Origin of the sequence: Blastomonas sp. CCH9-A1 (genome assembly GCF_001557175.1) — a bacterium.
Classification (GTDB): domain Bacteria; phylum Pseudomonadota; class Alphaproteobacteria; order Sphingomonadales; family Sphingomonadaceae; genus Blastomonas; species Blastomonas delafieldii_A.
Window position 1 is genome coordinate 150,669 of sequence record NZ_LSHM01000030.1, and the last position, 14,134, is coordinate 164,802.

The window sequence follows — 14,134 nt, forward strand, 5'->3', positions numbered from 1 at the left end:
AAGACGCGGCATCATGGGGTTCATGACGTTGAATGATGAATATCATGATAACCGGAAGGCTGCGTGCGCGCACCGGCTTTCTGCGCTCGACGATCCGGGCCGGGTCGGGCTGTTCGACCGCGCGCTCTGGTTCGACGGGCTGCACCGCCACTGCCTTGCCGATCACGCCCCGCACATCGCCTATGCCGCCGATCGTGGCGATGCGGTGAAGCTGCACCTGATCGACAACGGCCGGTCGGGCCTTGGCTCGATGGCCAACTGGTACAGCTTCATCTGGCGCCCCGTTTTCGGCGGCACGCCCGATGCGCAGCGTCGGCGCGCACTCATGCTGTCGGTCGCCCAGAAGCTGAGCAAGACGACGCATCGGCTGATCCTCTCCCCCGTGCCCGACGAATGCGGCTCTGCAACGCTGATCGAGGAGACTTTCGCCGCGACCGGCTGGACGGTCCGCCGCGAGCGCTGCGACGAGAATCATGTGCTGCACCTGAAAGGGCGCAGCTTTGCCGAATACTGGCAGGATCGGCCGGGCCAGCTGCGCTCCACCGTCAAGCGCAAGGGCAGCAAGGGCGTGGTCTCGCTCCGCGTCGAACATCGCTTCGATGCGCAGGACTGGGCCGATTACGAAGCAATCTATGCGCGCAGCTGGAAGCCCGAGGAGGGCAATCCCGAATTCCTGCGCTGGCTCGCCGAGCGCGAATCCGAAGCCGGACGGCTGCGGATGGGCATGGCGAGCATCGACGGCCAGGCGGTCGCCGCGCAGTTCTGGACGGTGGAAAACGGCACCGCATATATCCACAAGCTGGCGCATGACGAGCGGCATATCCAGGCTTCGCCCGGCACGCTGCTGACGCACGCGCTGTTCGCACATGTCATAGATACGGATGGCGTCGATCTCGTCGATTTCGGCACCGGCAGCGACGCTTACAAGCGCGACTGGATGGAAGACATGCGCCCGCGCTATCGGCTCGAACTGATCTGGCCCCGGTCGCCAAAGGCCTGGCCCTATATGGCGAAGAGCCGCGTCGCAGGGCTTGCCGCCCGTTTTGCGAAAGACTAAGGCCGCCAGCACGCAGTCCGGGGGGAGGACTGTCCAAGGCGACAAGCCAGCGAGGGATATGTGAGCGAGATCGAGACCAGCGGAGCGAGCGACGCGATCGAAACCGTGGTGCGCCAGGTGCTGCGCGACATTCTGGGCCTGTCCGAAGCGCAGGTCGCAGGCTTCGAACGCGATACCGAGCTGTTCGGCGCGCTGCCCGAGCTCGATTCGATGGCGGTGGCCGGCCTGCTGACCGAGATGGAGGATCGCCTCGGCATCCTGATCGAGGATGACGAGGTCGATGGCGAGCTGTTCGAGAATTTCGGCAATCTTGTCGATTTCGCGCGGGCCAAGGCCGCCGCGTGATCCGCGCTTACCGGTTCGACGGCAACGACGAACTGTGCCTTTGCCATGGGCCCGATACCGGCCCGGCGCTGCTGATCCTGCCGCCGCTGTTCGATGAGGCCAACCGCGTGCGCCACCTGATGGTGGAAACCGCGCGGGCATTGGCAGACCATGGCGTCGCCAGCCTGTTGCCCGACCTTCCCGGCTGCAACGAAAGCCTCGTCCCGCTCGACCGCGCCAGCATCAGCCTGTGGCAGGCGGCGTTGATCGCCTGCGCCGAGCAACTGGGGCCGGTGACCCATGTCGCCGCGATCCGCGGCGGCGCGCTGCTCGATGGCGCGCTGGGCGATCTGCCGCGCTGGCGGCTCGCGCCGGTCAAGGGCGGGCAACTGCTCCGCACGATGCTGCGCACGCGCATTGCCAGCGACCGCGAGGCAGGGATCTCCAGCAGCAGCGAGGCGCTGATGGAACTGGCGCGCACCCAAGGTATCGAACTGGCAGGCAACAGCCTGTCGCCCTGCATGATCCGCGAACTCGATGCCGCCGCGCCTTCCGAAGGCAAAGCGGTGCGGCTCGCGCGCTTTGCCGACGATCCGCTCGAAGCCGATGCGCGGATCACCGGCGCGCCGCTCTGGCTGCGCGCCGAACCCGCCCACGATTCCGCGATGGCCGCGTCGATCGCCGCCGATATTGCCGCATGGATGCGCGGATGAGGCAGCATTTCACCTTTGCTTGCGCGGGCGAGACGCTGGCCGCGACGCTCGACAGCGCCACCGGCAGCACCGGGCTGCTGATCGTCAGTGGCGGCAACGAGATCCGCTCGGGTGCGCATGCCGGAATGGCGGCGCTCGCGGCTTCGGTCGCTGCATCAGGCCATCCGGTGCTGCGCTATGACCGGCGCGGTATCGGCGACAGCACGGGCGAGAACGCCGGTTTCGAATCGAGCGCCGAGGACATCGCCGCCGCGGCCCGCGCGTTTCGCGAACGCTGCCCGCAGCTCACCCGGCTGGTCGCATTCGGCAATTGTGATGCGGCGAGCGCCCTCGCCTTGTTCGGCCCGGCGGCGGGCATCGACGCGCTGATCCTCGCCAATTTGTGGACGATCGAGAGCGACACGGAAAGCGAAACCGACGAGGCCGAGGCCGCGAGCACGATGACCGCCAGCGCGATCCGCAGCCGCTATCTTGCCAAGCTCAAGGACCCGCGCGAGCTCTGGCGGCTGGCGAGCGGCGGGGTGAATATCGGCAAGCTGCTGCGCGGGCTGAAACAGGCGACCGCAAAGACCGAAGTCACCGGCCTGGTCGCCCGCCTCGGCGAGGCACTCGCCACGCTCGACCGCCCCACCACACTGCTCGTCGCCGAACACGACCGCACCGCAATGTGGTTCCTCGAACATTGGGCCAGCGACGCCTTCGCCAAGGCGCGTGCCAACCCGCATCTGTCGCTCCACCGCCTCGACAGCGGCTCGCACAGCTTCGCGAGCGCGGCCGACAAGGCGTGGCTCAAGGAGCGAATTATGGCGGAATTGCGCACTTAAAGCCTCTCCCCTTCAGGGGATGGGTAGGGTTGGGGGCGATTGCATCTCTGCCATCGCTGGCGCAGCCATAAGACGCAACCGAAGCCCCCCACCCCAACCCTTCCCCTGGGTCGCAGACGAGCGAAGCTCAACGAGAGGGGCTTTTGATGGCAACCAGGGCCAGGCCGCCTCTCCCTCTCAAACCAGAAACGAGAACGCGTTGCCGAAATTGTGCAGCGCCACCGGCAGCACCAGACTCCCCGTGCGGAGGCGCAGCCATACGGCGATCAGCGAGGGGATGGCGGTAAGCGCCATGATCGCAGGCTCGAACGAGAAGCTGCCATCGGAATAGCCGAACGCATGCGCCATGCCGAACAGCCAGCAGGACAGCAGCGCGCCCCAGCCCCAGTCGACCCCGAGCAGGCGCTTGCGGCCCTGAAACGCCTGGTCGAGCGCAAACAGCAGCAGGCCGCGATAGAAGGGTTCTTCCTCGAGCCCTGGCATGGTCAGCTGGAAGCCGATCGCTTCCGCATCGGCCTTGTCTCCGCCGAACACCAGCGCAATCGCAACGAAGAACGCGCAATAGGCGGCGGCGACGGGCAGCGCGGCCTTCAGGCTGCCGGGAGTCTGCGCCAGGGTCAGGCCGATCCGGTGCCAGCCGAGCGCGGGCAGGCCGGCGAGAACGAGCGTGGCTGCGAGCGCCATGAGCTTGCCCTGCCAGTTCCATTCCCCGCCGATCAGATCGGGAAGCCATCCGTAGAACCGCGTGAGGCAGGCGTCATTGACCGCGATCAGCAGCGCGGCGATCAGCAGCCAGCGGGGCGAGAAATTCCGGCGATCCGCCAAGCCCATAGCCGTACCAAGCATGAGCAGTATCGTCAGGGTGGCTGCCAGTCCGATCACGCCTTTGCCTTTCGTTGATATTGCGTGCCGGGATTAGCCTTGGGCGGATCGCAAGGCTCCTCAAAAGACGGCAGATCGTTGCTCAGAACCCGGATTTTGCGGGATTTGGCGCAGCTTCGGCGAGAAGCGCGGCGCGGCTGCGATAGTCGCTCGGAGTGCAGCTCATGATCGCGCGAAAGGCGCGGTTGAAGCTCGCGAGCGAGGCAAAGCCGCTGTCGAGCGCGATGGCGATTAGTTTATCGTCGTGCCCGCGCGTTTCGAGCAAACGGCACGCCTCAATGACCCGATAATGGTTCAGGAAAGCGCGGAAATGGTCATGGCCCAGCTGCTGATTGACCAGCGTCCGGACGGTGCGCTCGGGCGCGCCCATCAGTTCGACGAACCGGGCAAAGCCGAGTTCGGGGTCGAGATGCACCCGCTCCAGCTCGATCAGGTCGCGCAATCGGCTAATTAGCGCTGCATTTTGACCGGTATTGGCAGGCGGGGCCGCGCTTGCATTCGTGGCACCCGCGCCAAAGGTTAGCACATCAGTCCGGATGGTCAGCAGCTTGCCCGCGAGCCATAGTCCGAAGGCAAGGATCATCGCGTTCTGCGTCATCGAAAAGGCGAGCGGGCGCCAGGCGAAGCCGAACAAGGCGTCAGCGGCGAGGTCGATGAACAGCATACCGCCGAGCAGCGCCGCGACCAGCACGCGCGCTTCGTGGCGGCGCTGGATCAGGTCGTCCTGACGCTCGGCCAGCAGCCGCCAGACGAGGTGTCCGACGATTCCAAAACCCATCACCACCAGCACGCGCGAAAGCCCGAGCTGATCAAGCCATGCCCCGAACAGCCCGCGATCTGCCGCCGCGATCAGCGCCCAGGCGATGCCCGTCACCAGCACCCCGCCTTTCAGCCGAAACCGGCGGTCAAAGCAGGAGAGCGAGAACCACCACAGGAAGATGACGGCAAAGCCGCTCAGGCCATGGGCAATGTCGCCCGGCACTCCGAGCGGCACGGCGAACGACAGCGGCGTGTTGCCGAGGACAAAACTGGCAAGACAGATCGCGAGCGGAGCGAACAGCAGCGATGACTGTCCGAGCTGCCGCCAGTACGCTAGCATCAGCCAGGCGAGCAGCAGGCAGGTGCACGCTGCCCCGGCGCGAAGGGCGGCGTCGAGTTGCTCGACGATCATCGCCGGGAGTGCGCGCCCGCCCCCTTATTCCGCCGCAATCGCCTCGAAATCCGCTTCTGCCAGGAACCGCTCGACATCCAACGCGGCCATGCAGCCGGTGCCGGCCGCCGTCACCGCCTGGCGATAGACCTTGTCCATCACGTCGCCGCACGCGAACACGCCGGGGATGGTGGTGTACGGCGTGCCGGGCTTCACCTCGATATAGCCGTCCCGGTCGAGCGGCAAATGGCCCTTGAACAATTCGGTCGCGGGCGCGTGGCCGATGGCGACGAAGCCGCCATCGACCGCGAGGTGCGAGCGCTCGCCGGTCACGGTGTCCTTCAGATCGATGCCGACCAGCCCGTGCGGCTCGCCGCCGCCAACGAAGCGTTCGACGCCCTTGTTCCACAGCACCGTGATCTTGGGGTTCGCGAACAGCCGTTCCTGCAGGATCTTTTCCGCGCGCAGCGAATCGCGGCGGTGGATCAGCGTCACATTGTCCGAATGGTTGGTGAGGTACAGCGCCTCTTCGACCGCGGTATTGCCGCCGCCGATCACCGCGACCTTCTTGCCGCGATAGAAAAAGCCGTCGCAGGTCGCACAGGCCGATACGCCCTTGCCGCCCAGCTCCTGCTCACCCGGAACGCCGAGCCATTTCGCCTGCGCGCCGGTGGCGATCACCAGCGTTTCCGCCTCGTACACCTGGCCGCCATCGCCGGTCAGGCGGAACGGACGGCGCGACAGGTCCACCGAGACGATGGTGTCGTAGATCATCTGGGTGCCGACATGCTCGGCCTGGGCCTGCATTTCCTGCATCAGCCACGGACCCTGGATCACGTCGCGAAAGCCGGGATAATTCTCGACATCGGTGGTGATGGTGAGCTGCCCGCCCGGCTGCAGACCCTGCACCACGATGGGCTTGAGGCCTGCGCGCGCGCCATAGATCGCGGCGGAAAGGCCGGCGGGGCCGGAGCCCAGGATCAGCATGCGGGTCTTGATCGTTTCGGTCATGGTCTGGCTTTCTCGAACGGATGCGGCGGATGTGGACAGGGCCGGGCCTGGCCGCAAGGGCAACAGGCGGTGAGTCCCGCGCAACATTAACTTGTGGGCCGCTAAAGCAGATTTGGGCCCGCCCTGCCAAGCGCGATTCACCGGCTCGTGGGAATCGCTTGCCAAGCGCTGCGCACTGTGACCACCTTATGCCAATGCTTCCCCGCATCCAGTCCATCGCCACCGTCGTTCCCGACCACAGGATCAGCCAGCCGCAGGTCCGCGAGTTTGTGGGGCAAGCGACCGAAAAGGGCCTGCCGGAGCGCATCGCGGCGATCTATGACAGCACCGGCGTCGAATGCCGCGCCATTGCGCAGCCGCCCGAATTCTACCTGGGCCGCGCCGATTTTCCGCAGCGCAATGCCGTGTATCTCGCCGAAGGGCAGAGACTGCTCGAGGGCGCCGCTGCGCAGGCGCTGGCCGATGCGCGGCTGGAACCGGGACAGATCGACGCCATCGTCTGCGTCTCTTCCACCGGCATCGCGACGCCCTCGATTGCGAGCCAGATGATTGCACCGATGGGCTTTCGCGCCGATGCGCTGACGGTGCCGCTGTTCGGCTATGGCTGTGCGGGCGGCGTGCTGGGCCTTCAGGTGGCGGGCGATCTGGTGCGTGCCGATCCTGCGCGCCGCGTGCTGCTGCTAACAGTGGAATTGTGTTCGCTCGCGTTCCGCTTCGGCGACCTCACCAAAAAGGCGATCATCGCCTCCACCCTGTTCGCCGATGGCGCGAGCGCGGTGGTGCTGTCGGCGGCAGGCGATGGCCCGGCGCTGGGGGCTTTCGCGCAGCATACCTGGCCAGACAGCCGGGCAATGATGGGCTGGGACGTCGACGAGCTGGGCCTCGGCCTCATCCTCTCGCGCGACTTGCCGAGCTTCGTGCGCGAGCGTTTCGCGCCGGTGGTCGACGGCTTTCTCGCGCGCGAAGGGCTGGACAAGGCGGCGCTCACCGAACCGGCGTGCCATCCCGGCGGGCGCAAGGTCATCGATGCGCTGGAACGCTGTTTTGCGCACCTGCCGCGCGGATTGGCGGAAACCCGCGCGGTGCTGGCTGACCATGGCAACATGTCGTCGCCCACCGTGCATTTCGTGCTGAAGCGCATCCTGGCACGGGGGCAGACCGGCCCCTTGCTGATGACGGCTTTGGGGCCCGGTTTTACGGGCGCGATGGGGGTGCTGCACCGATGATCGCAAGCCCTGCCCTCGCCCCGTTGATCTGGTCACCCGCCTGGCCTGCCGCATGGGCGGTGCTGGCGTTCCTCACCGCGCAGCGATTGCTCGAACTGGTATACGCGCAGAAGAACACCAGGGCCCTGCTGGCGCGCGGTGCGGTGGAGCATGGGCGCGGGCATTACCCGGCGATGGTCGCCATCCATGCGAGCTTCCTCGGCGCGCTGTGGTTTTCGACGGCACCGTATGCGCCGATGCTCTGGCCGCTGCTGATCGCCTTCGCACTGCTCCAGGCCGCGCGCCTGTGGGTGCTGGCGACGCTCGGGCCGTACTGGACGACGCGGATCATCTCCGCACCCGATTTTCCGCGCATCATCGGCGGCCCATTTCGCTTCGTGCGCCATCCCAATTATGTCGTGGTGACACTGGAAATCCTCACCATTCCGCTGATCTTCGGGCATCTGCCGATTGCGATCCTCTGGACCTTGCTCAACGCAGGCATATTGTTCATCCGCATCCGCACCGAAAATGCGGCGTTGCAGATGCGATCGCTGCAAAAACCTGTCGCCTGATCGTCGCTGTCTGCCTAGATTGCGGCCCATCGTTCTCGCTTCGGATTCTTCGCTCCATGCGCCATTTGATCGGCCTGCTGGCCAGTTCCGCTCTGCTCCTGACCGGTTGTGGCGGAGGCGGGGGATCGTCCACGCCCACGCCAGCCCCGGTCGCGAGCGCACCAGCGCCCACGCCCGGCCCGACGCCCAGCCCCACCTGCTCGCTCGCCAACCGCCAGGCCTTCGCCCGCGACGTGCTCGACGAATGGTATCTCTTCCCCGAACTGCTGGTGACCAGCACCAATCCGGCCAGCTTCACCACGGTGCAGGGCTATATCGACGCACTCACCGCGACCGCGCGGCAGCAGGGCAAGGACAGGTTCTTCACCTTCATCACCTCGATTGCCGAAGAAAATGCGTTCCTCGCGAGCGGCGAGAGCGCCGGAATCGGCATACGGCTGTCGATCGATGCACCGGCGCGCCGGGTGTTCGTCAGCGAGGCGTTCGAAGGCGCGCCGGGCCTCGCCGCCGGAGTCGACCGCGGCGACGAGATCACCGCAATCGGCACCAGCAGCGCGAGCCTGAGGAGCGTCAGCGACATCATCGCGGCAGAAGGTTCTGCCGGAATCACCAATGCGCTGGGGCCGAACACGGCGGGGCTCACCCGCGTGCTCAGGGTTACGCGCGGAAGCGCATCGCGCGAGGTCAGCGTGACCAAGGCGGTGTTCGATCTGCCCGCCGTCTCCGGCCGCTATGGTTCGCGGATCATCCAGGACGGCAACCGCCAGATCGGCTATATCAATTTGCGCACCTTCATCTCGTCCGCCGATACGCCGCTGCGCGAGGCCTTTGCCAGCTTCCGTGCAGCCGGCATTACCGAATTCATCATCGATTTCCGTTATAATGGCGGCGGGCTGGTTTCGACCGCAGAATTGATGGGCGATCTGCTCGGCGGCAACCGCAGCAGCAACGATCTCTTTTCGGGCGTGCGCTTCCGCGCCTCGAAATCTTCGCGCAATGAAAACCGCCTGTTTGCGCCGCGCGCGGAATCGGTGAGCCCGGTCAAGATCGCGTTCATCGGCACCGGCGCCACCGCCTCTGCCAGCGAACTGGTGATCAACTCAATGGCCCCCTATCTCGGCCGCAACCTGGCGCTGATCGGCGCGAACACCTTCGGCAAGCCGGTAGGCCAGATCGCGCTCGACCGCAGCGCGTGCGACGACCGGGTCCGCGTCGTCGCGTTCAGCTCGGTCAACAGCCGCAACCAGGGCGAATATTTTAACGGCCTGGCCAGCACGCTCGACGTCACCTGCCAGGCACCCGACGACCTCACCCGGCCGCTCGGCGATCCGCAGGAAGCCTCGATCCGCGGCGCGCTCGATTTCCTCGCCGGGCGCAGCTGCACCGCGATTGCGCTCAGCGGCCCATCGGGCAACATCGCCGGCCAGTCGCAGCGCGGCCTGATCGCCAGCGACCGAGAACTGCTGGTGCCGGATGCGCCCAGCCCGGCGCAGCGCGAAGTGCCAGGGCTGTTTTGAGCCCCGCGTAAAACCCCTCCCCCTCGATGGGGGAGGGTTGGGTGGGGGTGATGGTGCCGGATTGAGCCTGGCTAGCGATGCCTCACCCAGCCCGACGATCACCCTCACCGCTGCGACCAGGCTCCTTCGTCGCCAAGTCTCGCTGCCTCTCCCATCCAGGGAGAGGCGTCTCGTGATCGCAATGCCTCGAGTCACAAAACTGCCACCGATCCACAATCACTGGTGGCATCGGACGCCTCGCTCGCCTAGATAGCGCGCGAGGCGGGATTCGGCCCGCACCCTGGCTTCAACTGGATCGCACCGCCCGATGACCGCTACGCCCGTCAAGATCGCCCTGGCATCGGACCATGCCGCCGTCGCGCTCAAGGCGGAACTCGCCGCATGGCTGCGCGAGCAGGGCCACGTCGTGACCGATCTGGGCCCGGACAGCACCGACAGCGTCGATTATCCCGATTACGGCTTCAAGCTCGCCGCGCATGTCGCCAGCGGCGCGGCAGAATTCGGCGTCGCCTTGTGCGGATCGGGCATCGGCATCTCGATCGCGGTCAACCGCAACCCGGCCTGCCGTTGCGCGCTCGTCTCGGACAGTCTCTCCGCGCGCCTTTCACGCCAGCACAACAACGCCAATGTCATCGCCATGGGCGCGCGGCTCATCGGCATCGATGCCGCCAAGGATTGCCTCGCCGCCTTTCTCGCCACCCCGTTCGAGGGCGGTCGCCACGAACGCCGCGTGGCCAAGCTGACCCCCGCCTGATACAACCCCGTTCACTCGCCCCGATGGAGCCTGACATGTCGACCAATACCGCGATCAATGAAATCCGCTCTTCCGGCTTTTTCAGCGAAGGTCTGGCGGTGACCGATCCCGCCGTCGCGGCCGCGATCGCCAAGGAAGTCCGCCGCGAAAAGAAGCAGATCGAGCTGATCGCTTCGGAAAACATCGTGTCGAAAGCGGTGCTCGAGGCGCAGGGTTCGGTCTTCACCAACAAATATGCCGAAGGCTATCCCGGCAAGCGCTATTATCAAGGCTGCGCCCCTTCGGACGAGGTCGAAGCGCTGGCGATCGAGCGCGCCTGCAAGCTGTTCGGCGTCGGTTTCGCCAATGTGCAGCCGCATTCGGGCGCGCAGGCGAATGGTGCAGTTCTGCTCGCGCTGGTCAAGCCGGGCGAAACGATCCTCGGCATGTCGCTCGATGCGGGCGGCCACCTGACGCATGGCGCGCGCGCCGCGATGTCGGGCAAGTGGTTCAACGCCGTCCAGTACGGCGTGACCCCCGATACGCATCTGATCGACTATGACGAAGTCCGCCGTCTCGCGCTCGAGCACAAGCCCAAGCTGATCTTCGCCGGCGGCTCGGCCTATCCGCGCCATATCGATTTCGCCAAGTTCCGCGAGATCGCGGATGAGGTCGGCGCGTATCTGCATGTCGACATGGCGCATTTCGCAGGCCTGGTCGCCGCCGGCGTCCACCCCTCGCCGTTCCCGCACGCGCATGTCGCCACCACGACCACGCACAAGACGCTGCGCGGCCCGCGCGGCGGCATGATCCTGACCGATGACGAGGCGCTGGCGAAGAAGTTCAACTCCGCCGTGTTCCCCGGCATGCAGGGCGGCCCGCTGATGCACGTGATTGCCGCAAAGGCAGTCGCGTTCGGTGAGGCGCTGACGCCTGAATTCAAGAGCTATTCGCGCGCCGTGATCGACAATGCCAAGGCGCTGGCCAGCCGCCTCAAGGAGCGCGGTGCGGATCTGGTCGCCGGCGGCACCGACACGCATCTGGCGCTGATCGATCTGCGCCCGCTGGGCGTTACCGGCAAGGATGCCGACGAGGCGCTCGAGCGCGCCGGCATCACCTGCAACAAGAACGGCATCCCGTTCGACCCGCTGCCGCCGACCAAGACCAGCGGCATCCGCGTCGGTTCGCCGGCCGGCACCACGCGCGGCTTCGGCGTCGCCGAATTCCGCGAGATCGGCGACATGATCGCCGACGTGCTCGATGGCCTTCGCGCCAAGGGTGAGCATGGCGACCCCGAAGTCGAGGCCGCCGTCCGCCTGCGCGTCGAGGCGCTGTGCGACCGCTTCCCGATCTATCCGGAGCTTTGAGCCATGCAGAACCCTGACGATCCGAACAATTCGGGCGATCTGATTTCCGACGCCCGCGAGGAAATCGTGGGCATGGCCAAGCAGGGCATGGCGCACCCTTCGACCAAGCCGGTGCTGACCGCAGGCGCGATCGGCGCGGTCGCCGGGGCTGTCCTGCCCGTCATCAGCTGGCCGGTCGGCCTGCTCGCGGGCGCGGGCTTCATGCTCTACAAGCGCCTGCGCCCCTGAAAGCTGGCGCTCACCGATGAGATGCCCGTTTTGCGCGCACGAAAACAGCCAGGTCAAGGATAGCCGCCCCACCGAAGACGGGGCGGCCATCCGCAGGCGTCGCCAGTGCGAAAGCTGCGGCGCGCGCTTCACCACGTTCGAACGCATCCAGCTGCGCGATATCATGGTGGTGAAGAGCGAGAACCGCCGCGAGCCGTTCAACCGTGCCAAGATCGAGAAATCGGTCGCGGTCGCCTGCCGCAAGCGCGGGATCGATCAGGAGCGGATCGACCAGCTCGTCTCCGGCATCCAGCGCCAGATCGAAACCTCGGGCGAGAACGAGGTCCATTCGCGCGAGATCGGCGGGATGGTGATGGATGGCCTGCGCATGCTCGATTCGGTCGCCTATATCCGCTTCGCTTCGGTCTATCGCGATTTCAGCGAGGCGAAGGATTTCGAGGAATTCGCCAGCACGGTGAAGGATGTCGGCGGTGCCTGAGACAATGGTTCCACCGCCGGTGTTCATCCTGGTCCGTCCGCAGCTTGGCGAGAATATCGGCAAGGCGGCGCGGGCAATGCTCAATTTCGGGCTGACCGACATGCGCCTGGTCGCACCGCGCGATGGCTGGCCCAATCCATCCGCCGGCCCCGCAGCCTCGGGCGCGGATGTGGTGCTGGAACGCGCTCAGGTGTTCGAGAGCGTCGCAGAGGCCGTCGCTGATTGCCACCATGTCTATGCCACCACGGTGCGCAAGCGCGGCGTTACCAAGCCCGTCGTTACCCCGGAGGTCGCCGCTCGGGCGATGGTGGCCGCGCCGGGCCGCAGCGCCATCCTGTTCGGCCCCGAACGTTCGGGGCTGGAGACCGATGACGTGGCGATTGCGCACGACATCCTGACCGTGCCGATCAATCCCGAATTCGGATCGTTGAACCTCGCCCAGGCGGTGATCCTCGTCGCCTATGAATGGTCGAAGACCGGCGGACAGGGCCTCGCCTCTCCGCCTCAGGTCGATCTCGATCCGCCCGCGCCGATGGAAGAACTGGACGGCATGTTCGATCAGCTGTGCGGCATGCTGGAGGAGAAGAACTATTTCTTCCCCGAGAGCCGCGCCGCCACCAGCCGCAGGACGCTGCGCAACCTCATCACCAAGCCGCAATGGAACAGCAATGAAGTGCGCACCTTTCGCGGCGTGCTGAGCACGCTCGCCAAGCCGCCACGCAAGCCGGTGAGCTGAACTCAGTGCTGAAACGCCGTCACCCCCGCGAAAGCGGAAGCCCCGCTTCTTCAGCATGGTAGAGCCAGAAGCGGGATTCCCGCGTTCGCGGGAATGACGATTCTAAACAACATGCGGCTGAAATCTGGCGATTTATTCCGCCCACCTTACCCCGGCAGCCGGTAGAAATCGGCGAGCCGGTCGAGCGCCAGCCGCAGCACCAGCCTGCCCGAGCGCACCGGCCAGCCGAGGGCCTTTTCCGCGACCGGCATCGCCTCGCCCGAACAGATCACCCGCCAAGCAATATCGTTGAGGTCCCGCCCCAGTGCCGTCATCGCCGCATCGAAACGCTGGCGTGCGGCCGTCTGGCGCTCGGTCGGCTCGAGATGATCGTCGCTGCCCCGCCGTGCGCCTGAGCGCGGAGCGGCATCCCAGCGCATAGTGAGCGAGGGCGACAGGTTCGCGCGCTCCCAGTCGCTGCGCAGCTTCTCGCCCGCATCGAATTGCCGCTCGCCGATGAGCCCTCGCGCGAGCAGCCAGCCGAGCGGCGATTCGGCAAGGTTGACCGTGACCGAACGCGCCGGCCGCCGCGCGCCATCGACCCGGCGCCCGACCATCTCGCCCTCGATCACCTTTTCCGCGAGCAGCCTGCCCGCCTCTGCCCGCACGCCATGCGATGCTTGCCTCTGCGCCATTTTCAACACCCCTGATGGTTCGTGATGGATGAAGGACTTGCCACAGAGGTTGGATTGTAGGAAAGAAGATTATCCATATAGGTTAGGATACCGCTCATGATCAACCGTATCCGCGATGTGCGCCGCGCCCGCAACCTGACGCTCGAAGAGGTCGCCCAGCGCTGCGACCCGCCGACTACCGCGCAGACCATCGGGCGGTTGGAAACGGGCACGCGCACCTTGTCGCTCGACTGGTTGAACCGGATCGCTGCCGCGCTCGAAGTGGAATCGAGCGCGCTGGTAAGCAGCACGGCGGCTGCCGATCTGCCGCTGGCCGCCCTTCTCTCTGCCGAAGGCGCGCGCGCACCGACGCGCAGCGAACGGGCGCTGCCGCCCGTACCGGCCGAAAATCTCGTCGCGTTGCGCGTTATCGGCAGCATCGGCGATTATCGCAGCGGCGACATTGTCTGGCTGCGCCGGGTCGAGCAGGCCGATCTTGCCAGCGCGCTCAACCGCGACGTGCTGGTGCCGCGTCCGGCGGGACGCTTTGTCTTCGGCAGGCTGATCGCGCGCGAGGGCGGTCGAATGCAGATCCTCCCCCCCGGCCCAGGCTCGCGCCAGCAGGTGGTCAACGATCCACCTTGGCTGGCTGTGGCAGAAACGTTAATCCGCGCGCTGTAA

17 protein-coding genes are annotated in these 14,134 nt (G+C 66.2%); 13 read left to right on the plus strand and 4 right to left on the minus strand.

Annotation, left to right across the window (positions count from 1 at the left end; translation table 11 throughout):
* Positions 1 to 22 precede the first annotated feature (22 nt).
* The 4 genes from AX725_RS08635 to AX725_RS08650 are packed head-to-tail and all read left to right on the plus strand — an operon-like array spanning position 23 to position 2,918.
* Entirely contained in the window at positions 23 to 1,057 is a 1,035-nt protein-coding gene (locus tag AX725_RS08635; protein WP_081097026.1) for a GNAT family N-acetyltransferase, read from the plus strand.
* 60 nt (positions 1,058 to 1,117) lie between these two features.
* On the plus strand, positions 1,118 to 1,402 hold the full coding sequence (locus AX725_RS08640) for an acyl carrier protein (protein ID WP_060979940.1): 285 nt from the start codon (positions 1,118 to 1,120) through the stop codon (positions 1,400 to 1,402).
* Positions 1,399 to 2,094 carry an alpha/beta hydrolase family protein gene (locus AX725_RS08645; RefSeq protein ID WP_067511827.1) on the plus strand — a complete coding sequence of 232 codons (696 nt, stop codon included), beginning with the start codon at positions 1,399 to 1,401 and terminating at the stop codon, positions 2,092 to 2,094. The genes AX725_RS08640 and AX725_RS08645 overlap by 4 nt, the downstream gene beginning before the upstream one ends.
* Positions 2,091 to 2,918: a hydrolase 1, exosortase A system-associated gene (locus AX725_RS08650; RefSeq protein ID WP_060979952.1), complete on the plus strand. Its 828-nt coding sequence runs from the start codon at positions 2,091 to 2,093 to the stop codon at positions 2,916 to 2,918. Before AX725_RS08645 ends, AX725_RS08650 begins: the two co-directional genes overlap by 4 nt.
* A gap of 177 nt (positions 2,919 to 3,095) precedes the next feature.
* Here the strand turns inward: AX725_RS08650 and AX725_RS08655 are convergent, their stop codons facing one another.
* The 3 genes from AX725_RS08655 to trxB all read right to left on the minus strand — a co-directional run bounded on the left by AX725_RS08655 (position 3,096) and on the right by trxB (position 5,961).
* Entirely contained in the window at positions 3,096 to 3,800 is a 705-nt protein-coding gene (locus AX725_RS08655; RefSeq protein WP_208598091.1) for a CPBP family intramembrane glutamic endopeptidase, BDIM_20840 family, read from the minus strand.
* Positions 3,801 to 3,882: 82 nt separating this feature from the next.
* Positions 3,883 to 4,971, minus strand: coding sequence for an AraC family transcriptional regulator (locus AX725_RS08660; RefSeq protein ID WP_067511829.1), 1,089 nt, complete (start codon positions 4,969 to 4,971; stop codon positions 3,883 to 3,885).
* Between the two features lie 24 nt (positions 4,972 to 4,995).
* On the minus strand, positions 4,996 to 5,961 hold the full coding sequence (gene trxB / locus AX725_RS08665; RefSeq protein WP_060979941.1) for a thioredoxin-disulfide reductase: 966 nt from the start codon (positions 5,959 to 5,961) through the stop codon (positions 4,996 to 4,998).
* A 188-nt stretch (positions 5,962 to 6,149) separates the two neighbouring features.
* On the opposite strand from trxB, the gene AX725_RS08670 reads away from it, so the two are divergent.
* The 8 genes from AX725_RS08670 (at position 6,150) to AX725_RS08705 (ending at position 12,800) form a co-directional block, all read left to right on the plus strand.
* On the plus strand, positions 6,150 to 7,187 hold the full coding sequence (locus AX725_RS08670) for a type III polyketide synthase (protein WP_067511831.1): 1,038 nt from the start codon (positions 6,150 to 6,152) through the stop codon (positions 7,185 to 7,187).
* Entirely contained in the window at positions 7,184 to 7,741 is a 558-nt protein-coding gene (locus AX725_RS08675) for an isoprenylcysteine carboxyl methyltransferase family protein (protein WP_060979943.1), read from the plus strand. Before AX725_RS08670 ends, AX725_RS08675 begins: the two co-directional genes overlap by 4 nt.
* A 56-nt stretch (positions 7,742 to 7,797) precedes the next feature.
* Positions 7,798 to 9,258, plus strand: coding sequence for a S41 family peptidase (locus AX725_RS08680; protein ID WP_060979944.1), 1,461 nt, complete (start codon positions 7,798 to 7,800; stop codon positions 9,256 to 9,258).
* A 307-nt stretch (positions 9,259 to 9,565) separates the two neighbouring features.
* A complete protein-coding gene (gene rpiB / locus AX725_RS08685; protein WP_060977534.1) occupies positions 9,566 to 10,012 on the plus strand; it encodes a ribose 5-phosphate isomerase B in 447 nt (148 codons plus the stop codon).
* A 35-nt stretch (positions 10,013 to 10,047) separates the two neighbouring features.
* On the plus strand, positions 10,048 to 11,358 hold the full coding sequence (glyA, locus tag AX725_RS08690; protein WP_060977539.1) for a serine hydroxymethyltransferase: 1,311 nt from the start codon (positions 10,048 to 10,050) through the stop codon (positions 11,356 to 11,358).
* A gap of 3 nt (positions 11,359 to 11,361) precedes the next feature.
* Entirely contained in the window at positions 11,362 to 11,586 is a 225-nt protein-coding gene (locus AX725_RS08695) for a hypothetical protein (protein ID WP_060977533.1), read from the plus strand.
* A 16-nt stretch (positions 11,587 to 11,602) separates the two neighbouring features.
* A complete protein-coding gene (gene nrdR / locus AX725_RS08700) occupies positions 11,603 to 12,064 on the plus strand; it encodes a transcriptional regulator NrdR (protein ID WP_060977532.1) in 462 nt (153 codons plus the stop codon).
* Between the two features lie 4 nt (positions 12,065 to 12,068).
* Complete coding sequence (locus tag AX725_RS08705) at positions 12,069 to 12,800, plus strand: RNA methyltransferase (protein WP_196490585.1); 732 nt, start codon at positions 12,069 to 12,071, stop codon at positions 12,798 to 12,800.
* Between the two features lie 146 nt (positions 12,801 to 12,946).
* Here AX725_RS08705 and AX725_RS08710 read toward each other — a convergent pair whose 3' ends face one another.
* On the minus strand, positions 12,947 to 13,474 hold the full coding sequence (locus AX725_RS08710) for a DUF6456 domain-containing protein (RefSeq protein ID WP_208597837.1): 528 nt from the start codon (positions 13,472 to 13,474) through the stop codon (positions 12,947 to 12,949).
* A gap of 96 nt (positions 13,475 to 13,570) precedes the next feature.
* Between AX725_RS08710 and AX725_RS08715 the strand changes: the two genes are divergently transcribed.
* Entirely contained in the window at positions 13,571 to 14,134 is a 564-nt protein-coding gene (locus tag AX725_RS08715; RefSeq protein ID WP_060977531.1) for a helix-turn-helix domain-containing protein, read from the plus strand.